The 18432-nt window shown below is 71.7% G+C and carries 25 protein-coding genes and 1 pseudogene; 23 read left to right on the top strand and 3 right to left on the bottom strand.

From position 1 onward, the window contains the following. Positions 1 to 36: 36 nt before the first annotated feature. Positions 37 to 612, bottom strand: a complete 576-nt coding sequence (locus JE024_RS14580; protein WP_205373997.1) for a DinB family protein — start codon at positions 610 to 612, stop codon at positions 37 to 39. 97 nt (positions 613 to 709) lie between these two features. Between JE024_RS14580 and JE024_RS14575 the strand changes: the two genes are divergently transcribed. Next, positions 710 to 1789 (top strand): helix-turn-helix transcriptional regulator, encoded by a 1080-nt coding sequence (locus JE024_RS14575; protein ID WP_205373996.1) that lies wholly within the window; start codon positions 710 to 712, stop codon positions 1787 to 1789. Positions 1790 to 2145: 356 nt separating this feature from the next. On the opposite strand, the gene JE024_RS14570 is transcribed toward JE024_RS14575, so the two are convergent. Continuing rightward, positions 2146 to 5457 (bottom strand): poly(A) polymerase, encoded by a 3312-nt coding sequence (locus tag JE024_RS14570; RefSeq protein ID WP_205373995.1) that lies wholly within the window; start codon positions 5455 to 5457, stop codon positions 2146 to 2148. Between the two features lie 2 nt (positions 5458 to 5459). Beyond that, positions 5460 to 7185: pseudogene (locus JE024_RS14565) on the bottom strand (RNA ligase family protein). 171 nt (positions 7186 to 7356) lie between these two features. Here JE024_RS14565 and JE024_RS14560 point away from each other — a divergent pair. The 22 genes from JE024_RS14560 to rplO all read left to right on the top strand — a co-directional run bounded on the left by JE024_RS14560 (position 7357) and on the right by rplO (position 18302). Next, complete coding sequence (locus tag JE024_RS14560; RefSeq protein WP_205373994.1) at positions 7357 to 8076, top strand: YoaK family protein; 720 nt, start codon at positions 7357 to 7359, stop codon at positions 8074 to 8076. A 565-nt stretch (positions 8077 to 8641) separates the two neighbouring features. Next, the gene (gene rpsJ, locus JE024_RS14555; RefSeq protein ID WP_003948644.1) at positions 8642 to 8950 is read left to right on the top strand and encodes a 30S ribosomal protein S10; all 309 of its coding nucleotides are present in this window, start codon (positions 8642 to 8644) and stop codon (positions 8948 to 8950) included. Positions 8951 to 8964: 14 nt separating this feature from the next. Further along, positions 8965 to 9609, top strand: coding sequence for a 50S ribosomal protein L3 (rplC, locus tag JE024_RS14550; protein ID WP_205373993.1), 645 nt, complete (start codon positions 8965 to 8967; stop codon positions 9607 to 9609). A gap of 5 nt (positions 9610 to 9614) precedes the next feature. Next, a complete protein-coding gene (gene rplD / locus JE024_RS14545; RefSeq protein WP_205373992.1) occupies positions 9615 to 10268 on the top strand; it encodes a 50S ribosomal protein L4 in 654 nt (217 codons plus the stop codon). Beyond that, entirely contained in the window at positions 10268 to 10591 is a 324-nt protein-coding gene (gene rplW, locus JE024_RS14540; RefSeq protein WP_147987681.1) for a 50S ribosomal protein L23, read from the top strand. Before rplD ends, rplW begins: the two co-directional genes overlap by 1 nt. Positions 10592 to 10631: 40 nt before the next feature. Then, positions 10632 to 11468, top strand: a complete 837-nt coding sequence (gene rplB, locus JE024_RS14535) for a 50S ribosomal protein L2 (RefSeq protein WP_147987682.1) — start codon at positions 10632 to 10634, stop codon at positions 11466 to 11468. 12 nt (positions 11469 to 11480) lie between these two features. After that, positions 11481 to 11762, top strand: a complete 282-nt coding sequence (rpsS, locus tag JE024_RS14530) for a 30S ribosomal protein S19 (protein ID WP_147987683.1) — start codon at positions 11481 to 11483, stop codon at positions 11760 to 11762. Positions 11763 to 11803: 41 nt separating this feature from the next. After that, on the top strand, positions 11804 to 12151 hold the full coding sequence (gene rplV / locus JE024_RS14525; protein ID WP_004571827.1) for a 50S ribosomal protein L22: 348 nt from the start codon (positions 11804 to 11806) through the stop codon (positions 12149 to 12151). After that, the gene (gene rpsC / locus JE024_RS14520; RefSeq protein WP_187741873.1) at positions 12151 to 12981 is read left to right on the top strand and encodes a 30S ribosomal protein S3; all 831 of its coding nucleotides are present in this window, start codon (positions 12151 to 12153) and stop codon (positions 12979 to 12981) included. Before rplV ends, rpsC begins: the two co-directional genes overlap by 1 nt. A gap of 5 nt (positions 12982 to 12986) precedes the next feature. Continuing rightward, entirely contained in the window at positions 12987 to 13406 is a 420-nt protein-coding gene (gene rplP, locus JE024_RS14515) for a 50S ribosomal protein L16 (RefSeq protein ID WP_005313579.1), read from the top strand. Then, positions 13406 to 13630: a 50S ribosomal protein L29 gene (rpmC, locus tag JE024_RS14510; protein ID WP_017949657.1), complete on the top strand. Its 225-nt coding sequence runs from the start codon at positions 13406 to 13408 to the stop codon at positions 13628 to 13630. The genes rplP and rpmC overlap by 1 nt, the downstream gene beginning before the upstream one ends. Continuing rightward, positions 13630 to 13911: a 30S ribosomal protein S17 gene (gene rpsQ, locus JE024_RS14505; protein WP_147987685.1), complete on the top strand. Its 282-nt coding sequence runs from the start codon at positions 13630 to 13632 to the stop codon at positions 13909 to 13911. The genes rpmC and rpsQ overlap by 1 nt, the downstream gene beginning before the upstream one ends. 100 nt (positions 13912 to 14011) lie before the next feature. Beyond that, positions 14012 to 14380: a 50S ribosomal protein L14 gene (gene rplN / locus JE024_RS14500; protein ID WP_003956455.1), complete on the top strand. Its 369-nt coding sequence runs from the start codon at positions 14012 to 14014 to the stop codon at positions 14378 to 14380. Between the two features lie 2 nt (positions 14381 to 14382). Continuing rightward, positions 14383 to 14706, top strand: a complete 324-nt coding sequence (rplX, locus tag JE024_RS14495) for a 50S ribosomal protein L24 (RefSeq protein WP_005313570.1) — start codon at positions 14383 to 14385, stop codon at positions 14704 to 14706. Further along, positions 14706 to 15263 carry a 50S ribosomal protein L5 gene (gene rplE / locus JE024_RS14490; protein WP_147987686.1) on the top strand — a complete coding sequence of 186 codons (558 nt, stop codon included), beginning with the start codon at positions 14706 to 14708 and terminating at the stop codon, positions 15261 to 15263. The genes rplX and rplE overlap by 1 nt, the downstream gene beginning before the upstream one ends. Positions 15264 to 15268: 5 nt before the next feature. Continuing rightward, a complete protein-coding gene (locus JE024_RS14485; RefSeq protein ID WP_003956452.1) occupies positions 15269 to 15454 on the top strand; it encodes a type Z 30S ribosomal protein S14 in 186 nt (61 codons plus the stop codon). A 211-nt stretch (positions 15455 to 15665) separates the two neighbouring features. Beyond that, positions 15666 to 16064: a 30S ribosomal protein S8 gene (rpsH, locus tag JE024_RS14480; RefSeq protein WP_018847496.1), complete on the top strand. Its 399-nt coding sequence runs from the start codon at positions 15666 to 15668 to the stop codon at positions 16062 to 16064. A gap of 21 nt (positions 16065 to 16085) precedes the next feature. After that, positions 16086 to 16625 (top strand): 50S ribosomal protein L6, encoded by a 540-nt coding sequence (gene rplF, locus JE024_RS14475; protein ID WP_147987687.1) that lies wholly within the window; start codon positions 16086 to 16088, stop codon positions 16623 to 16625. Between the two features lie 3 nt (positions 16626 to 16628). Continuing rightward, positions 16629 to 17012: a 50S ribosomal protein L18 gene (rplR, locus tag JE024_RS14470; RefSeq protein ID WP_205373991.1), complete on the top strand. Its 384-nt coding sequence runs from the start codon at positions 16629 to 16631 to the stop codon at positions 17010 to 17012. Between the two features lie 45 nt (positions 17013 to 17057). Next, positions 17058 to 17663 carry a 30S ribosomal protein S5 gene (gene rpsE, locus JE024_RS14465; RefSeq protein WP_030201551.1) on the top strand — a complete coding sequence of 202 codons (606 nt, stop codon included), beginning with the start codon at positions 17058 to 17060 and terminating at the stop codon, positions 17661 to 17663. Then, positions 17663 to 17845, top strand: coding sequence for a 50S ribosomal protein L30 (gene rpmD, locus JE024_RS14460; protein WP_005313525.1), 183 nt, complete (start codon positions 17663 to 17665; stop codon positions 17843 to 17845). The genes rpsE and rpmD overlap by 1 nt, the downstream gene beginning before the upstream one ends. A gap of 1 nt (position 17846) precedes the next feature. Next, complete coding sequence (rplO, locus tag JE024_RS14455) at positions 17847 to 18302, top strand: 50S ribosomal protein L15 (RefSeq protein WP_205373990.1); 456 nt, start codon at positions 17847 to 17849, stop codon at positions 18300 to 18302. The last annotated feature ends 130 nt before the right edge of the window (positions 18303 to 18432 follow it).

Genomic DNA, 18432 nt, shown 5'->3' with positions numbered 1-18432 from the left:
GTCACGATGAGGTTCCCTTCGGTGGGGATGGCGCGGTCAGCCGGACGTCCGCCCGTCGAGTGTCTCGCGCAGGATGTCCGCGTGCCCCGCGTGCTGCGCGGTCTCGGCGATGAGATGTGCCAGCACCCCGCGCACGCTGCGCACCGCGCCCGGCTCGTGCCAGGGGGCCTCGGGCAGCGGGTGCGCCGCCGACAGGTCGGGCACGCCGGCGACGATCTCCTCGCTCCGGGCGGCGACCCGCTCGTAGCCGGCGAGGATCCCCGCCAGGGTCTCGCCGGGCAGCATCCGGAAACCGTCCGCGTGGTCCCTCGCCCACCGGGGAACCTCACGCGCGGTGCCCGCGGCGAGATCGGCCCAGGTGACGCCCTCGGGCAGCTCGTGGGCCATGGCCGAGGGCCCGTCCGTCACGAAGCGCATCCAGCTCTCCTCCATGGCGGCGACGTGCTTGACGAGCCCGCCGAGGCAGAGGGCGCTGACCGTGGGCCGCGCCGCCGCCCGCGCGTCGTCGAGCCCGCGCACGGTGCCGGTCAGGGCCGCGCGCGCGGTGGCGAGGGCGGCGAGCAGTTCGGCCCGCTCGGCCGCGGCGGGGGAGTGGGGTGCGGTGGTGGTCATGGCGGTCGGTCCTCACGTCGTGCCCGGTGGCGTACGGGGACCACCGTCGCAGGGGTGGCGGTCAGGAAGTGTCCTCTTCTCGCGGCACGATGGAGGCATGCCGAAGACGTCAGCGCGCCTGCTGTCCCTGCTCTCGCTGCTCCAGGCCCGCCGTGACTGGCCGGGGGCGCTGCTCGCCGAGCGCCTCGACGTCAGCCCCCGCACCGTGCGCCGAGACGTGGACCGGCTGCGCGAACTCGGCTATCCCGTCGTCGCGTTCAAGGGACCGGACGGCGGGTACCGGCTGGACGCGGGGGCCGAGCTGCCGCCGCTGCTCTTCGACGACGACCAGGCCGTCGCGCTCGCCGTCGCGCTGCGCATCGCGACCACCGCCGGTGCCGGCATCGAGGAGTCCGCGGCCCGCGCGCTGACCACCGTGCGGCAGGTGATGCCCGCGCGGCTGCGGCACCGGATCGACACCCTCCGGGTGACGGCCGTGGAACGGTCCCCGGAACCCGCCGCCCGGGTCGACGCCGGGGTGCTCATGACGCTCGCCGCCGCCGTCCACGCTCGCGAGGAGCTGCGCTTCGACCACGCCTCCGGTGACGGGGCCGCGACCGCCGTCCGGCGCCGGACGCAGCCCCACCACCTGGTCACCCGGGGCGGGCGCTGGTACCTCGTCGCCTGGGACCTCGACCGGGAGGACTGGCGCACCTTCCGCGCCGACCGGATCACCCCGCGTACGCCGACGGGGCCGCGCTTCACCCCGCGCGAGCTGCCCGGCGGCGATGTGGCGGCCTTCGTGAACGACCGGTTCCGGGGTGCCGCCGGCTCCGGGGACTGGCCCTGCCGCGGGGAGGTCGTCCTCGCCCTGCCGGCCTCGGCCGTGGCCCCCTGGGCCCACGACGCCCTCGTCGAGGAGCTCGGCCCGGACCGCTGCCGGCTGGTCATGGGCTCGTGGTCCTGGGCGGCGCTCGCCGCGACGATCGCCCGGTTCGACTGCGGCATCGAGGTCGTCGGTCCGCCCGACCTCGGGGAGGCGTTCGGGGAGCTGGCCCGGCGGTGCGCCGCGGCGGCGGGCGGGGTGGCCGCCGTGGGCGGCGTTCCGGTGTTGACTGGGGACGTCGACGCCACGCCGTCCGCGCCCGGGGGCGTGGCTGCCGGTGGGCAGGGGCCGCCGGCGGGCGCCGGGCCGTGAGCCGGCGTAGGTCGCTGCGGGCTCGGGATCTCGCCGTCGGGGGGGAGGTGGTGTCCGCGGGGTGGCGTCGCCCGCAGCCGGGCAGGCGGGGTCCGCAGGGGGCGCCGGCCCCGCCAGGAACCAAGGGCCGCGATCGTCCGCGTCGGGGACATCCCCGCTGACGGGCAGCCCGTGTCCGCTCGGGTGGTGGCTGCGTTGCCGGGGCAGGGGCCGCCCGGCGCCGGGCGGTGAGCCGGGGTAGGCCGGTGCGGGGCCGGGATCTGGCCGTCGGCGGGGGAGGTGGTGTCCGCGGGGTGGCGGCGTCGCCGGGGAGCAGGGGCCGCCGCCCGACGCCGGGCGGTGAGGCCGGGCGCGGGTCAGCGCAGGCTCGGGACCTCGCCGCCGCCGACGAGGTCCAGGGTGACCCCGTCCAGCCCGCGCAGGCGTGCCGTCGCGATCTCCGCGAGCCGGGCGGCACCGGGCGGGTACTGGCCGAGGCCGATGGCGTAGCGGGCAGGGGAGACCGAGTACGGGCGGGGCCAGGCGTGGGCCGCGGGCGCGGCATCGGCGAGGTCGGCGACGACGGCCCGCATCCGGCCGCGGAGCCGGCCCGCGTCGGCGCCCGGGGCGACGGTCACCACCGCCCAGGCCGCGTGTCTGCGGTGCAGCGGCGGCGGGGCGTGCAGCTCCTCGCGGGCGGGGGCGCCGCCCGGGTCCGTCAGCTCCCAGGCGCGGTACAGCTCCTGCGTCAGCAGGTCGCGCATGCCCGGGGTGACCTGCTCGGTGCAGGAGCGCACGGGTGCCGAGGGCGTCAGGACGGTGACGGGCGCGGCGCCGGGGCCGGGGGCGGGGTCCTCGGGCGAGGGCGTCAGAGCCACCGGTGTGCGCCAGTCCCAGGCGGCCCAGGTGGCGAAGAAGCCGCTCAGCAGGGCCGGGGCGTCGGTGCCGGTGGGGTCCGTGTCGCGCACGGTGCGGGCGGCCAGCACGGCCCAGGCGATGCCCGGCAGCCCGCCGAAGGGGGCGCAGTCCAGGCCGCGGGCCCGTGCCCACGCCTTCACCTCGCGGGCGAGCGCGGCGAACGCCGCCCGGCGTCCGGCGACGGCGGCGGTCACGGCGTCCGCGTCGCTGACCGCGCTGAGCGCCACGGCCGGGGCCTCGCCCAGCTCGGTACGGAGGGCGACGGCCTCGGCCGGGTCGGCCGAGCCGGTGGCCACCACGGCCAGGTCCACCGCCAGCCCGCCGGCGGTCAGCCGGACGCCCGGCACCCGGGCGCCGGTCACGTCGCGGATGCCGGTCGCGTCGGGGAGGGCGGCCCCGAGCGCCGCCCGTACGTCCGCGGTCGTCGCGCCGCCCGGCAGGGCCACCACGAGGTCCAGGTCCGCCCCGGGCAGCGCGCACCCCGTCCGCCGGGAGCCGACGACATGCACGGCCCCACCGGGCAGTGCCCCTTCGATCCCGGCCACGACGCGACGAACCTGCCCGTCCTCGGCGCGGGCGGCCCCCGCGTCGGGGGCTTGGTCCTTGGCGTGGGCGGCTTGCGCGTCGGGGGCTTGGTGCTCGGCGTGGGCGGCTTGCGCGTCGGGGGCTTGGTGCTCGGCGTGGGCGGCTTGCGCGTCGGGGGCTTGGTGCTCGGCGTGGGCGGCTTGCGCGTCGGGGGCCTGGTGCTCGGCGCGGGCGGCTCTCGTGTCTGGGGCCGCCCCCTCCTCCGCGCGGGTGGCTCTCGCGTCGCGGGCCTGCCACTCCTCGCGGGCAGCCTCCGTGCTGCGGGGCAGCCTCTCCTCGCGGGCGGCAGCCGCGTTGCGGGCCTGGTACTCGGCGCGGGCGGCCCCCGCGTCAGGGGCCCGCCCCTCCGCGCGGGCGGCCCCCGCGCCGGCGGCCCCGCCCTGCGCCCCGCCGGGTTCGCCGCCGGGTGCGCCGGCCGGTCCGTCGGTGGTGCGTGGCGGCCGGTCGGCCGCCTCCGCCCCGTCGGCCGCCTCCGCCCCGTCCGGCGGCTCCTCCGCCCGGCGCACCTCGCCCGTGCCCAGGGCGACCGTCGCGCGGACGCGCATCGGCTCGTCGCCGCGGCGGGAGAGGAGGGCGATCTCGCCGACGGTGGTGTCGGCCGGGGCGAGGCGGGCCTCGCAGGCGGCGGTCAGGGCGTGGGGGTCGGTGGTGCGGCCGAGGCTCAGATGCGGGGTGAAGCCGGGGTGCCGGCCACGGCAGCCCGGGAAGCGGTCCAGCAGCCGCCGGTGCAGGTCCGCCCACGGCTCCTCGCCCGCGCCCGCCGGGTCCAGCCACACCGTCGCGCCCTCCCGGTGGCCGAACCAGTTCACCCCCGCCAGCCGCGCCGGGAACGGCTCCAGACCGGTCACCGCGGCGGAGATCAGCGGCAGGGCCGCGTCGAAGGACGACTCGGGCACGAAGCCGAAGAGCAGATTGACGTGCGGCGGCCAGCGGTGGATCTGCGGGTCGTTCTCCCGGCGGATCTCCTGGAGCGCCGCCCAGGTCTCCCGCGGCGGGATCCAGGCCAGCGCCGTCCGGACGGTGGGCCGTACGCCGAGGACCCCGAGCGCCTCCCCGCCCGGCCCCGCCGCCGGACCCGACTCCGCCCGGGCGAGGTCCAGTTCGGAGAGGACGCCGTAGTGGTCGGAGATGTACGGGCCGTCCGGGGCGGGTTCGGTGCCGAGGAGCGCGGCCTCCCGCACCCGCGGCCGCTCGCCGCGCAGCAGCACCCGGTCGAGCCGGGAGGCGCGGCCGGTCAGCGAGGAGACCGCGGCGAGCGGGTTGGCGGCCGGGTCGAAGGTCGGGGTCGTGTCGCCGGCGCCGTGGGCCTCGCTCCAGGCGTCCCGCATACCGAGCGCCGTCTGCGGCCCGTCCGTGCCGTCGTTGAAGTCGCCCAGCAGGGCGACGTCGCCGTCGAGAGGGGCCAACCCCTCGGCCAGCCGGGCCAGTTCGGCCTCACGGCGTGCTGCGCCGTCGGCGGAGTGGTCGCTGCTCAGATGGGTCGCCGCGACGGTGAGCGGCTCGCCGCCGGTCTCCACGACCAGCGCGGTCACCGCCTTGTGCGGGCCGAGCCGGTGGAAGGCGGCCTCCCGGACGGGCAGCCGGCTGAGCAGCAGCAGCCCGCAGTCGTCGACGTCCCGCGCGGCGGGGTCGGTGCCCAGCGTGTACGCCCCGCGCACCCACGGCGCGCCGAGGAGCATGGCGAGCAGCCGCGGTTCGACCTCCTGGAGCGCGATCACGTCCGCGTCCGCCGCCCGCAGCGCCGCGATCAGCAGCGGCCTGCGCCGGGCGGTGTCGATGCGGTCGGCGTCGTAGCGGTCCCAGAGCGTGTTCCAGGTCAGCACCCGCACCCGGGCCGGGTGCGGCACCGCGCCCCGCGGCGCGCGGGCCGGGACCCAGTCCCCGCCGTCGAAGACGTACGGGGTGCGGGCGGCGAAGAAGGGGGCGCGCAGCGTGCGGGCCTCGCGCACCCGGCCCGCGTCGGTGGCGTCGATGCGGTCGCTGCCGGTGGCCCGGTCCCATACCGTCTCGCCGTCCGCCTCGAAGAAGAGCACCCGGTGCCAGGGGATCTCGCCGCCGGGCACGAACGCCGGCAGCGGGACCCGCTTGGGGGCCGCGCCCCGCTGCATCACCCCGATGGTGAAGCGGGCCGGGTCGAAGCGGGCGTCCCAGCGGACCCGGTGGTAGATCTCCTCGCTGGTGCGCATGGCTACGCCTCCTCCTCGATCGTCCCACTCGCCCCGATGTACCAGGTGCGGTGCGCCTCGCCCGGGTAGGGCGGGCCGAAGCGGCGCAGCTGGGAGGCGAGCACCGCGGGCGGCACGGGGTGGGCGCGGCGCGCGTTGCGCCGCGCCAGTTCGTCCTCGTCGACGAGGACGACCGCGTCGGTGATCAGCGCGTCCCTGCGGCGGGCGACGGCGTCGACGAGGGAGCGCTGCTGCCGGCCCAGCGAGGTGGCGTCCCAGACCACCGTGGCGCGGCCGGTGAGCGCGGCGTCCAGCCGGGCGAGCGCGTCGCGGAGGACCTCGCCGTTGGCGCGCTGGTCGGCTCGGGAGCCGCGGGCAGCGCGCAGGTCGTCCAGGGCGATACGGGTGTCGACGCCCGGGAGGGCGCGGGCGAAGGTGCTCTTGCCGCTGCCCGAGGGGCCCACGGTGCGGATCAGCCGGGGGAAGTCGCCGGAGCGCCAGCGCCAGGTCGCGGCGACGGCCTCGTCGGGGCCGGTGATCCGTCCGTCGGCGTACGCGGTGTGCGCCTCGGCGCGGCAGCGGGCGGCGGTCTCGGTGTCCAGGTCAGCGAACGCCGTGCCGAAGGCGGCCGGCGGGCCGATCTCCTCGGCGTGCAGCGCGGACCACTCCACCTGTTCGCGTGCCTCGGGGCCTTCGGCGGTGGCCCGGGCCACCGCGTGCAGGGCCGTCAGGTCGGCGGCGCGCGACAGGCGCAGCAGGCCGGAGCGGCGGTCGGCGTCGGGGTGGGGGCGGTGGAGCGCCGGGTGCAGCCCGACGAGGTCCGCGATCCGCCGTGCCTGCGGCAGCCCGAGGCGGCCGGCGAGCCCGGCGGCGAGTCGCGCCCGCCGCTCCCGGTGCAGGAGCACGGCGAGCACGGCCTCCAGCCGGGCGTCCCCGAGTGCCCCGCCGGTCTCCAGCCGGGCGGCCGCCTCCCGGTCCGGCCTCGCGCACGTGCCGGCCGGGCCGCCGTCCGCCTCCGGCTCCCGGTCCGGCCTGGCGTACGTCCACGCGGGGTCGCCGCCCTGCTCCGGCTCCCGGTCCGGGCCGCCGGGGCCCGGGGGCGCCCGAGCGGACCGCCCACAGGGGCGCGCCGGGGCCGAGTCCGTTGGGCACGACGGCCGTGTGCATCCAGTGGGCGGAGGTCGTCACATGTCCCGGGCGCACCCACTTGGCGACCCGCTCGCCGAACTCCTCCGCCATGAAGCCGTCGGCCGTGCGGACGACGTAGCCCTCCTGGCGTCCGAGGTCCAGCCGCAGGGCGCGCAGCGCGCGTTCGTCGAACACGCCGCGCCACAGCACCCGGGGCACGGGGATGCCGCGCTCGCGCAGGAAGCGCACGGTGCGGTCCCAGTCCGGGCACCAGCCCAGTTCGTCCCACACCGAGAAGCCGTAGAAGTACCCGTCCAGGTCGTCGTAGGCGAGCGAGTGGCGGGCGTAGAGGTTCTCGCCGCAGATCCGCCAGTCCTCGGGGATCGTGTGACCGATCCGGCCCTGGAGCGCCTTCACCCAGGTACGGGACGGGTGGTGGGCCGAGTCGAGGGAGCGGGCGTGCAGCCCGTCCGCGTAGAGCGTGGTGTTCTCGCCGTCGAGCTTCTCGGTGACGACCACCTCGCGCCCCCGCAGCCCGTCGAGGCCGGCGGTGCGCAGATCGTCCGGTGTGGCCCCGGGTGACCAGGGCAGATGCCGGGTCCGCGGATAGTGCGTACGCATGGTGACCGTCCCCCGTGACCGTTGATGCCGTCGTCACTGTAGGTGCGCGGCGGGCAGGGCTTCGAGGCATTTACGCCGCCGGACGGGCCGGTGCGGCGGGGGTGCGCCCGGTGGGGTGAGGCCCCGGGGGAGTGCCGTCGCGCGTGCCGGGGCCGCCCGTATCGTCCCGGTATGAAACCGAGGCCGGGGGCGTTTCTGACCTCCGTGATGCTGCTGCTCACCGTGACGACGGGGATGGTCGAGGCCGTCTCCTTCCTCGCGCTCGGACCGGTGTTCGCCGCCGTGCAGACGGGCAGCCTGCTGCTTCTCGGCTTCTCGCTCGGGGGCGCGCCGGGCGTCTCCGCCGCCGTCTCGGCGGTCTCGCTGGCCGGCTTCGCGCTCGGCGCGGTCGCCGGGTCCCGGGTGGAGACGGCGATCGACGTGCGGGAGCGGCCCTGGTTCGAGGCGGCGCTGGTGGTGGAGGGTGTGCTGCTGGGGGCGGGGGCCCTGGTGATCTGGGGGGTGGGCATCGACACCACGGGCGGCCCGGCGGACGCCCGCCACCTGGCCGCGATCGCGATGGTGGCCTGCGCGATGGGGGTGCGGAACGTGACGGCGCTGCGGGTCGCGCTGCCGGGGGTGACCACCACGGTGGCGACCCGGGCGCTCACCGGTCTGGTCGTGGCGCTGCATCCGCTCGCGTCCGACAGCCGGGTGGGCTCGGGGGCCGGGGTGGAGCTGCGGCGGCTGTCGTCGATCCTGGCGATGGTCGGCGGGGGCGTGCTCGGCGCGTGGCTGCTGAGCCTCCCGGTGCGGCCGGCGCTGGTGCTCGCGGTGCCCGCGGCGGTCGTGCTCGCGGCCGGTCTCGTCCGGCTGTTCCCGTCCCGCGCCCGGACCTCGGTACCGGGCTGACGGGCTTGGCGCCCGCCCCGCGGCGCCCCCGCCCGCCCGGCCCGCGCCGGGTGGCACGGGCCGGCCGTGCTCCCGGGCCGGCCGGCCGCCGGCCCCTTCGGCCCACGCCCGGCGCGCGGTGGCGGACGGACCGCCTCCGGTATCGGGGGTCGCGCGGCGGTTTGACAGGCAACCCCCGCGGGGTAATCTCTTCCGCTCGATTGGCCAGGCGCGTGGGCCGTATGGCAGACTGTCCGGGTTGCTCGGTTGAGTGCCGATGCTGCGCGCCTCCCGCCGGGAGGACCGGAAGCGAGTCCCACAGTACTCGTCGCCCTTCCTCGCCCCAGGCGGGAATCGGCGGACGTACGGGAATCTTCCGGGAAGCGTCAGCGGGGTACCGGCCAGGCGCACGGCGGGAGCTCTTCCCCCGGTCAGCGGTCTTCGGGCCCGCAACCCCTTGGTTGGGAAATCCTTCGGGAGATCTTCGTAGAGGGAATGCGACACGCCCGACCGCGTGGGTCGGAGAAGAGTGCAGGACTCGCCGGGCACCAGAGCGTTTCACTAGACAAAGGACTACTGAGTAGCCATGGCGGGACAGAAGATCCGCATCCGGCTCAAGGCCTACGACCACGAGGTCATCGACTCCTCGGCGAAGAAGATCGTCGAGACGGTGACCCGCACTGGTGCGTCGGTCGCGGGCCCGGTGCCGCTGCCCACTGAGAAGAACGTGTACTGCGTCATCAAGTCGCCGCACAAGTACAAGGACTCGCGCGAGCACTTCGAGATGCGCACGCACAAGCGCCTGATCGACATCCTCGACCCGACGCCCAAGACCGTTGACTCGCTGATGCGCCTGGACCTTCCGGCCGGCGTTGACATCGAGATCAAGCTCTGAGAGGCGCGGAAGAGATGGCAAAGCAGATCAAGGGCGTCCTGGGCGAGAAGCTCGGCATGACCCAGGTCTGGGACGAGAACAACCGTGTCGTCCCGGTGACCGTTGTCAAGGCCGGGCCCTGCGTCGTCACCCAGGTCCGTACGAACGACATCGACGGCTACGAGTCGGTCCAGATCGCCTTCGGCGAGATCGACCCTCGCAAGGTGAACAAGCCCCTCAAGGGCCACTTCGCCAAGGCCGACGTGACCCCCCGCCGCCACCTGGTGGAGCTCCGCACCCCTGACGCCAGCGAGTACACGCTGGGCCAGGAGATCACCGCCCAGGTGTTCGAGTCCGGCGTCAAGGTCGACGTCACGGGCAAGAGCAAGGGCAAGGGCTTCGCCGGTGTCATGAAGCGTCACAACTTCAAGGGCCTCGGCGCCGGTCACGGTACCCAGCGCAAGCACCGCTCTCCCGGTTCCATCGGTGGCTGCGCCACCCCGGGCCGTGTGTTCAAGGGCCTCCGCATGGCGGGCCGCATGGGCAACGAGCGGGTCACCACCCAGAACCTGACCGTTCACGCCGTTGACGCGGAGAAGGGTCTGCTCCTCATCAAGGGCGCAGTTCCCGGTCCGAACGGCGGCCTGGTCCTGGTCCGCACTGCGGCCAAGGGGGCCTGAGGACTATGAGCACCATTGACATTCTGTCGCCCGCCGGCGACAAGTCCGGGACCGTCGAGCTCCCGGCCGAGATCTTCGACGCCAAGGTCAGCATCCCGCTGATCCACCAGGTCGTCGTCGCGCAGCTGGCCGCCGCCCGTCAGGGCACGCACAAGGTCAAGACGCGTGGCGAGGTCCGTGGTGGCGGCAAGAAGCCCTACCGCCAGAAGGGCACCGGCCGCGCCCGTCAGGGTTCGACCCGTGCGCCGCAGTTCGCCGGCGGTGGCGTCGTGCACGGCCCCGTGCCGCGTGACTACTCGCAGCGGACCCCGAAGAAGATGAAGGCCGCCGCCCTGCGCGGTGCCCTCACCGACCGGGCCCGCCACTCCCGCATCCACGTCGTCTCCGGCGTGGTCGACGGCGCGGTGTCCACGAAGTCCGCCAAGTCCCTGCTGGGCAAGATCTCCGAGCGCAAGAACGTGCTCCTGATCGTCGAGCGTGCGGACGAGGCCGCGTGGCTGTCCGCCCGCAACCTGCCCCAGGTCCACATCCTGGAGCCGGGCCAGCTGAACACGTACGACGTGCTCGTCTCCGACGACGTGGTCTTCACCCAGGCCGCCTTCGAGTCCTTCGTGTCCGGCCCCAAGGCCGCCAACGACACCGAAGGGAGCGAGGCCTGATGTCCGAGGCCACGATCACCAGCAAGACCTTCACGGACCCGCGCGACGTTCTCGTCAAGCCGGTTGTCTCCGAGAAGAGCTACGCGCTGCTGGACGAGAACAAGTACACGTTCATCGTCGCGCCCGGTTCCAACAAGACCCAGATCAAGCAGGCCGTCGAGGCGGTCTTCTCGGTCAAGGTCACCGGGGTCAACACGATCAACCGCCAGGGCAAGCGCAAGCGCACCCGCACCGGTTTCGGCAAGCGCGCCAACACCAAGCGCGCCATCGTGACCCTTGCTGAGGGCGACCGTATCGACATCTTCGGCGGCCCGACCTCCTGACGGAGGTCGAGTCGTCCGAATATCGGACGAGGACTGAGAAATGGGTATCCGCAAGTACAAGCCGACGACTCCGGGCCGTCGTGGCTCCAGCGTCGCCGACTTCGTCGAGATCACGCGGTCCACGCCGGAGAAGTCGCTGGTCCGCCCCCTGCACAGCAAGGGCGGCCGTAACAACACCGGTCGTGTGACCGTCCGTCACCAGGGCGGTGGCCACAAGCGCGCCTACCGCGTGATCGACTTCCGTCGTCACGACAAGGACGGCGTGCCGGCCAAGGTCGCTCACATCGAGTACGACCCGAACCGCACCGCGCGCATCGCGCTGCTCCACTACGTGGACGGCGAGAAGCGCTACATCATCGCGCCGCGTGGCCTGAACCAGGGCGACCGCGTCGAGAACGGCCCCGGGGCCGACATCAAGCCCGGCAACAACCTGGCGCTGCGCAACATCCCGGTCGGTACGACCATCCACGCCATCGAGCTGCGGCCCGGCGGCGGCGCGAAGTTCGCCCGTTCCGCGGGTGCCTCCGTGCAGCTGCTCGCGAAGGAGGGCCAGATGGCCCACCTGCGCATGCCGTCCGGCGAGATCCGTCTGGTCGACGTCCGCTGCCGCGCCACCATCGGCGAGGTCGGCAACGCCGAGCAGTCGAACATCAACTGGGGCAAGGCCGGCCGTCTGCGCTGGAAGGGCGTCCGCCCGACCGTCCGCGGTGTCGCGATGAACCCGGTTGACCACCCGCACGGTGGTGGTGAGGGCAAGACCTCCGGTGGTCGCCACCCGGTCTCCCCGTGGGGTCAGAAGGAGGGTCGTACTCGTTCGCCGAAGAAGGCTTCGAACAAGTACATCGTCCGCCGCCGCAAGACGAACAAGAAGCGCTAGGAGCGGGTTTAGATGCCGCGCAGTCTCAAGAAGGGGCCCTTCGTCGACGACCACCTGATCAAGAAGGTGGACGCCCAGAACGAAGCCGGCACCAAGAACGTCATCAAGACCTGGTCCCGTCGCTCGATGATCATCCCGGCCATGCTCGGCCACACGATCGCGGTGCACAACGGCAAGATCCATGTCCCGGTGTTCGTCACCGAGTCCATGGTCGGCCACAAGCTCGGCGAGTTCTCGCCGACTCGCACCTTCCGCGGCCACGTCAAGGACGACCGGAAGTCGAAGCGCCGCTAAAGCGGGGTGGAACGACTATGACTTACACCGAAGGGACAACCATGGAAGCCAGGGCCCAGGCGCGGTACATCCGCGTCACGCCCATGAAGGCCCGCCGCGTGGTGGACCTCATCCGTGGCATGGATGCCACGGAGGCTCAGGCGGTCCTGCGTTTCGCCCCGCAGGCCGCGAGCGTGCCGGTTGGCAAGGTGCTGGACAGCGCCATTGCCAACGCCGCGCACAACTACGACCACACCGACGCCTCTTCGCTGGTCATCAGCGAGGCGTACGTGGATGAGGGCCCGACCCTGAAGCGGTTCCGTCCGCGTGCCCAGGGCCGTGCCTACCGGATCCGTAAGCGGACCAGCCACATCACCGTGGTCGTCAGCAGCAAGGAAGGAACCCGGTAATGGGCCAGAAGGTAAACCCGCACGGGTTCCGGCTCGGTATCACCACGGACTTCAAGTCCCGCTGGTACGCCGACAAGCTGTACAAGGACTACGTCAAGGAAGACGTCGCCATCCGTCGGATGATGACGTCCGGCATGGAGCGCGCCGGCATCTCGAAGGTTGAGATCGAGCGCACCCGTGACCGCGTGCGGGTGGACATCCACACCGCGCGTCCCGGCATCGTCATCGGCCGCCGTGGCGCCGAGGCCGACCGCATCCGCGGAGACCTCGAGAAGCTCACGGGCAAGCAGGTCCAGCTGAACATCCTCGAGGTCAAGAACCCCGAGGTCGACGCTCAGCTCGTGGCCCAGGCCGTTGCCGAGCAGCTGTCCTCCCGCGTCTCCTTCCGCCGTGCCATGCGCAAGAGCATGCAGTCGGCGATGAAGGCCGGCGCCAAGGGCATCAAGATCCAGTGTGGCGGCCGTCTCGGCGGCGCCGAGATGTCCCGCTCGGAGTTCTACCGCGAGGGCCGTGTGCCGCTGCACACGCTCCGCGCGAACGTCGAGTACGGCTTCTTCGAGGCCAAGACGACCTTCGGCCGCATCGGCGTGAAGGTCTGGATCTACAAGGGCGACGTCAAGAACATCGCCGAGGTCCGCGCCGAGAACGCTGCTGCCCGTGCGGGCAACCGCCCGGCCCGTGGCGGCGCCGACCGCCCGGCCGGTCGCGGTGGCCGTGGTGGCGAGCGTGGCGGCCGCGGTCGCAAGCCGCAGCAGGCTCAGGCAGCCGAGGCCCCCAAGGCCGACGCTCCCGCCGCTCCGGCTGCTGAGAGCACCGGAACGGAGGCCTGACCGACATGCTGATCCCCCGTAGGGTCAAGCACCGCAAGCAGCACCACCCCAAGCGCCGCGGTATGGCCAAGGGTGGTACGACGGTCGCGTTCGGCGAGTACGGCATTCAGGCCATGACTCCGGCGTACGTGACCAACCGCCAGATCGAGGCGGCTCGTATCGCGATGACCCGCCACATCAAGCGTGGCGGCAAGGTCTGGATCAACATCTACCCGGACCGTCCGCTGACGAAGAAGCCCGCCGAGACCCGCATGGGTTCCGGTAAGGGTTCCCCGGAGTGGTGGGTCGCGAACGTGCACCCGGGCCGGGTCATGTTCGAGCTGTCCTACCCGAACGAGAAGATCGCACGTGAGGCTCTGACTCGCGCGGCGCACAAGCTGCCGATGAAGTGCCGGATCGTCAAGCGCGAGGCAGGTGAAGCGTGATGTCGGCCGGTACCAAGGCGTCCGAGCTGCGCGAGCTGGGCAACGAGGAGCTTGTTGCCAAGCTCCGCGAGGCCAAGGAAGAGCTGTTCAACCTCCGCTTCCAGGCGGCGACGGGCCAGCTCGAGAACCACGGCCGGCTGAAGGCCGTCCGCAAGGACATCGCCCGGATCTACACCCTGATGCGTGAGCGCGAGCTGGGCATCGAGACGGTGGAGAGCGCCTGATGAGCGAGAACAACGTGACTGAGAAGACCGAGCGCAACGCACGCAAGACCCGTGAGGGCCTGGTCGTCAGCGACAAGATGGACAAGACCGTCGTCGTCGCCGTCGAGGACCGTGTGAAGCACGCGCTGTACGGCAAGGTCATCCGCCGTACCAACAAGCTCAAGGCCCACGACGAGCAGAACGCTGCCGGCGTCGGCGACCGTGTCCTCCTGATGGAGACCCGGAAGCTGTCGTCGACCAAGCACTGGCGCGTCGTCGAGATCCTCGAGAAGGCCAAGTAATCGCTCGAAGGGGTAACCCTTCGAGTTCGTTCCGCCAGGCTCGGCGGGGGTCTCCCCGGGAGACCCCCGCCGGGAACCGGCAGACAATCAGGAGATAGACGTGATCCAGCAGGAGTCGCGACTGCGCGTCGCCGACAACACTGGTGCCAAGGAGATCCTTTGCATCCGTGTTCTCGGTGGCTCCGGTCGCCGCTACGCGGGCATCGGTGACGTCATCGTCGCCACCGTCAAGGACGCGATCCCCGGTGGCAACGTGAAGAAGGGTGACGTCGTCAAGGCGGTCATCGTTCGCACCGTCAAGGAGCGTCGTCGTCAGGACGGCTCGTACATCCGCTTCGACGAGAACGCCGCCGTCATTCTGAAGAACGACGGCGACCCTCGCGGCACCCGTATCTTCGGCCCCGTCGGCCGTGAGCTGCGCGAGAAGAAGTTCATGAAGATCATCTCGCTCGCGCCGGAGGTGCTGTAAGCATGAAGATCAAGAAGGGCGACCTGGTCCAGGTCATCACCGGTAAGGACAAGGGCAAGCAGGGCAAGGTCATCGCGGCCTTCCCCCGCGAGGACCGTGTCCTGGTCGAGGGTGTCAACCGGGTCAAGAAGCACACCAAGGCCGGCCAGACCGCTCGTGGTTCGCAGACCGGCGGCATCGTCACCACCGAGGCCCCCATTCACGTGAGCAACGTTCAGCTCGTCGTGGAGAAGGACGGCAAGAAGGTCGTGACCCGCGTCGGTTTCCGCTTCGACGACGAGGGCAACAAGATCCGCGTTGCCAAGCGGACGGGTGAGGACATCTGATGGCTACCACCACCACTCCGCGTCTGAAGACGAAGTACCGCGAGGAGATCGCGGGCAAGCTGCGTGAGGAGTTCTCCTACGAGAACGTCATGCAGGTTCCCGGCCTCGTCAAGATCGTGGTCAACATGGGTGTGGGCGACGCCGCCCGCGACTCCAAGCTGATCGACGGCGCGATTCGCGACCTCACCACGATCACCGGTCAGAAGCCGGCCGTCACCAAGGCCCGCAAGTCCATCGCGCAGTTCAAGCTGCGTGAGGGCCAGCCGATCGGTGCCCACGTCACGCTCCGTGGCGACCGCATGTGGGAGTTCCTGGACCGCACCCTGTCGCTCGCGCTTCCGCGCATCCGCGACTTCCGTGGTCTGTCCCCCAAGCAGTTCGACGGCCGTGGCAACTACACCTTCGGTCTCACCGAGCAGGTCATGTTCCACGAGATCGACCAGGACAAGATCGACCGCGTCCGGGGTATGGACATCACCGTGGTGACCACGGCGACCAACGACGCTGAGGGCCGTGCGCTTCTCCGTCACCTCGGCTTCCCCTTCAAGGAGGCGTAAGCGAGATGGCGAAGAAGGCTCTGATTGCCAAGGCTGCTCGTAAGCCCAAGTTCGGTGTGCGTGCCTACACCCGCTGCCAGCGCTGTGGCCGCCCGCACTCCGTGTACCGCAAGTTCGGCCTCTGCCGCGTGTGCCTTCGTGAGATGGCTCACCGTGGAGAGCTCCCGGGCGTGACCAAGAGCTCCTGGTAGTCCCTTCTTTCAGGGATGACCGGAGTCTCTCGGTAAGCAGAGGGTCGGCGGAGCGCCCTCCCCGCATGCCGTAGGCTTGTGGGGTTGGGCGTCCGCCGCCCGTCACGACTTACTACGCCGTAGGTCCCCGCGCCGCACCCGTCCCGCCCCTGTGTGGGGAGAGGGATGGCGCATACAGGAAACCCCGGCGAGAGAGGCCGAAGGCCAATTCATGACCATGACTGATCCGATCGCAGACATGCTGACGCGTCTGCGTAACGCGAACTCGGCGTACCACGACTCCGTGGCCATGCCGCACAGCAAGATCAAGTCGCACATCGCCGAGATCCTCCAGCAGGAGGGTTTCATCACCGGCTGGAAGGTCGAGGACGCCGAAGTCGGCAAGAACCTCGTCCTGGAGCTGAAGTTCGGCCCGAACCGTGAGCGTTCGATCGCCGGCATCAAGCGCATCTCCAAGCCGGGTCTGCGTGTTTACGCGAAGTCCACCAACCTGCCGAAGGTTCTCGGCGGCCTGGGCGTGGCGATCATCTCCACGTCCCACGGCCTCCTGACCGGCCAGCAGGCGCAGAAGAAGGGCGTGGGTGGGGAAGTCCTCGCCTACGTCTGGTAGTCGGGAACGGAGGAATAGCTCATGTCGCGAATCGGCAAGCTCCCCATCCAGGTTCCCGCCGGTGTGGACGTCACCATCGATGGCCGCACGGTCGTCGTGAAGGGTTCCAAGGGCACCCTCACGCACACCGTCGCGTCGCCGATCGAGATTGTTAAGGGCGAGGACGGCGTTCTCAACGTCACCCGTCCCAACGACGAGCGTCAGAACAAGGCCCTGCACGGCCTGTCCCGCACGCTGGTGGCGAACATGATCACCGGTGTGACCCAGGGATACACCAAGGCGCTCGAGATCAGCGGTGTCGGTTACCGCGTCGCCGCGAAGGGCTCCAACCTGGAGTTCCAGCTCGGCTACAGCCACCCGATCCTGGTGGAGGCGCCCGAGGGCATCTCCTTCAAGGTCGAGTCGCCGACCAAGTTCTCGGTCGAGGGCATCGACAAGCAGAAGGTCGGCGAGGTCGCCGCGAACATCCGCAAGCTGCGCAAGCCCGACCCGTACAAGGCCAAGGGCGTCAAGTACGCGGGCGAGGTCATCCGCCGCAAGGTCGGAAAGGCGGGTAAGTAAGCAATGGCATACGGCACGAAGATCGCTAAGGGCGACGCCTACAAGCGCGCCGCGAAGCAGCGCCGCCACATCCGCATCCGCAAGAGCGTGTCGGGTACGGCGGAGCGTCCGCGCCTCGTCGTGACGCGTTCGAACCGCAACATCGTCGCGCAGGTCATCGACGACCTCAAGGGTCACACCCTTGCGTCGGCGTCGACCCTGGACACGTCGATCCGCGGTGGCGAGGGTGACAAGTCCGCGCAGGCCCAGCAGGTCGGCGCCCTGGTCGCCGAGCGCGCCAAGGCCGCCGGTGTCGAGGCCGTCGTGTTCGACCGTGGTGGCAACAGGTACGCCGGGCGCATTGCCGCTCTGGCTGACGCCGCCCGCGAAGCCGGGCTGAAGTTCTGAGCCCCGGTTCCGGGACTAACGGACGTAACAGAGAGAGGTAATCCAATGGCTGGACCCCAGCGCCGCGGAAGCGGTGCCGGTGGCGGCGAGCGGCGGGACCGGAAGGGTCGCGACGGTGGCGCAGCCGCCGCCGAGAAGACCGCGTACGTCGAGCGCGTCGTCGCGATCAACCGCGTCGCCAAGGTTGTGAAGGGTGGTCGTCGCTTCAGCTTCACCGCGCTGGTCGTGGTGGGCGATGGTGACGGCACCGTCGGCGTCGGTTACGGCAAGGCCAAGGAGGTGCCGGCCGCCATCGCCAAGGGTGTTGAGGAGGCCAAGAAGCACTTCTTCAAGGTCCCCCGTATCCAGGGCACCATCCCGCACCCGATCCAGGGCGAGAAGGCTGCCGGCGTCGTTCTGCTGAAGCCGGCTTCCCCCGGTACCGGCGTCATCGCCGGTGGCCCGGTGCGCGCCGTGCTCGAGTGCGCGGGCGTGCACGACATCCTGTCGAAGTCGCTCGGCTCGGACAACGCGATCAACATCGTGCACGCGACCGTGGAGGCCCTCAAGGGTCTGCAGCGTCCCGAGGAGATCGCGGCCCGCCGTGGTCTGCCCCTCGAGGACGTCGCCCCCGCGGCCCTGCTGCGTGCGCGTGCGGGAGCGGGTGCGTAATGGCCCGTCTCAAGATCACGCAGACGAAGTCGTACATCGGCAGCAAGCAGAACCACCGTGACACGCTGCGTTCGCTCGGGCTCAAGCGCCTGAACGACGTGGTCGTCAAGGAGGACCGCCCCGAGTTCCGCGGCATGGTGCACACCGTCCGCCACCTCGTGACGGTCGAGGAGGTCGACTGACATGGCGGAGCAGAAGCCGCTGAAGGTCCACAACCTCCGTCCCGCCCCGGGCGCCAAGACCGCCAAGACCCGTGTGGGTCGTGGTGAGGCGTCGAAGGGTAAGACGGCCGGTCGTGGTACCAAGGGCACGAAGGCCCGTTACCAGGTTCCGGAGCGCTTCGAGGGTGGGCAGATGCCCCTCCACATGCGCCTCCCGAAGCTCAAGGGCTTCAAGAACCCGTTCCGCACCGAGTACCAGGTCGTGAACCTGGACAAGCTCGCGGCCCTGTACCCGCAGGGTGGCGAGGTCACCGTGGCCGACCTGGTCGCCAAGGGTGCCGTGCGCAAGAACCAGCTCGTCAAGGTCCTTGGCCAGGGCGAGGTCTCCGTGGCGCTCCAGGTGACGGTCGACGCCGTCTCCGGTTCCGCCAAGGAGAAGATTGCCGCCGCCGGCGGCACCGTCACCGAGCTCGTCTGAGACGACTCGATGGCCTGAACATCCAGCCGGGGATGCCTCTCAAATGGGGCATCCCCGGTTGGTCGTTCCTAGGGGGGCATGGTCGCCGGTAAGGTGGCGTGCGTTGTTAACTTCAGCCCGGTGTGCCTCA

The organism is Streptomyces zhihengii, assembly GCF_016919245.1.
In the GTDB taxonomy this organism is placed as follows: Bacteria; Actinomycetota; Actinomycetes; order Streptomycetales; family Streptomycetaceae; genus Streptomyces; species Streptomyces zhihengii.
The sequence above is the reverse complement of the archived record's forward strand: the minus strand, read 5'-3'. Positions and strand labels throughout refer to the sequence as shown.

Excerpts from the sequence above, each read along its gene's own strand:
- JE024_RS14580 (WP_205373997.1), bottom strand. The coding sequence starts at position 612 with ATGACCACCACCGCACCCCACTCCCCCGCCGCGGCCGAGCGGGCCGAA.
- JE024_RS14575 (WP_205373996.1), top strand. The coding sequence starts at position 710 with ATGCCGAAGACGTCAGCGCGCCTGCTGTCCCTGCTCTCGCTGCTCCAG.
- JE024_RS14570 (WP_205373995.1), bottom strand. The coding sequence starts at position 5,457 with ATGCGCACCAGCGAGGAGATCTACCACCGGGTCCGCTGGGACGCCCGC.
- JE024_RS14560 (WP_205373994.1), top strand. The coding sequence starts at position 7,357 with ATGAAACCGAGGCCGGGGGCGTTTCTGACCTCCGTGATGCTGCTGCTC.
- rpsJ (WP_003948644.1), top strand. The coding sequence starts at position 8,642 with ATGGCGGGACAGAAGATCCGCATCCGGCTCAAGGCCTACGACCACGAG.
- rplC (WP_205373993.1), top strand. The coding sequence starts at position 8,965 with ATGGCAAAGCAGATCAAGGGCGTCCTGGGCGAGAAGCTCGGCATGACC.
- rplD (WP_205373992.1), top strand. The coding sequence starts at position 9,615 with ATGAGCACCATTGACATTCTGTCGCCCGCCGGCGACAAGTCCGGGACC.
- rplW (WP_147987681.1), top strand. The coding sequence starts at position 10,268 with ATGTCCGAGGCCACGATCACCAGCAAGACCTTCACGGACCCGCGCGAC.
- rplB (WP_147987682.1), top strand. The coding sequence starts at position 10,632 with ATGGGTATCCGCAAGTACAAGCCGACGACTCCGGGCCGTCGTGGCTCC.
- rpsS (WP_147987683.1), top strand. The coding sequence starts at position 11,481 with ATGCCGCGCAGTCTCAAGAAGGGGCCCTTCGTCGACGACCACCTGATC.
- rplV (WP_004571827.1), top strand. The coding sequence starts at position 11,804 with ATGGAAGCCAGGGCCCAGGCGCGGTACATCCGCGTCACGCCCATGAAG.
- rpsC (WP_187741873.1), top strand. The coding sequence starts at position 12,151 with ATGGGCCAGAAGGTAAACCCGCACGGGTTCCGGCTCGGTATCACCACG.
- rplP (WP_005313579.1), top strand. The coding sequence starts at position 12,987 with ATGCTGATCCCCCGTAGGGTCAAGCACCGCAAGCAGCACCACCCCAAG.
- rpmC (WP_017949657.1), top strand. The coding sequence starts at position 13,406 with ATGTCGGCCGGTACCAAGGCGTCCGAGCTGCGCGAGCTGGGCAACGAG.
- rpsQ (WP_147987685.1), top strand. The coding sequence starts at position 13,630 with ATGAGCGAGAACAACGTGACTGAGAAGACCGAGCGCAACGCACGCAAG.
- rplX (WP_005313570.1), top strand. The coding sequence starts at position 14,383 with ATGAAGATCAAGAAGGGCGACCTGGTCCAGGTCATCACCGGTAAGGAC.
- rplE (WP_147987686.1), top strand. The coding sequence starts at position 14,706 with ATGGCTACCACCACCACTCCGCGTCTGAAGACGAAGTACCGCGAGGAG.
- JE024_RS14485 (WP_003956452.1), top strand. The coding sequence starts at position 15,269 with ATGGCGAAGAAGGCTCTGATTGCCAAGGCTGCTCGTAAGCCCAAGTTC.
- rpsH (WP_018847496.1), top strand. The coding sequence starts at position 15,666 with ATGACCATGACTGATCCGATCGCAGACATGCTGACGCGTCTGCGTAAC.
- rplF (WP_147987687.1), top strand. The coding sequence starts at position 16,086 with ATGTCGCGAATCGGCAAGCTCCCCATCCAGGTTCCCGCCGGTGTGGAC.
- rplR (WP_205373991.1), top strand. The coding sequence starts at position 16,629 with ATGGCATACGGCACGAAGATCGCTAAGGGCGACGCCTACAAGCGCGCC.
- rpsE (WP_030201551.1), top strand. The coding sequence starts at position 17,058 with ATGGCTGGACCCCAGCGCCGCGGAAGCGGTGCCGGTGGCGGCGAGCGG.
- rpmD (WP_005313525.1), top strand. The coding sequence starts at position 17,663 with ATGGCCCGTCTCAAGATCACGCAGACGAAGTCGTACATCGGCAGCAAG.
- rplO (WP_205373990.1), top strand. The coding sequence starts at position 17,847 with ATGGCGGAGCAGAAGCCGCTGAAGGTCCACAACCTCCGTCCCGCCCCG.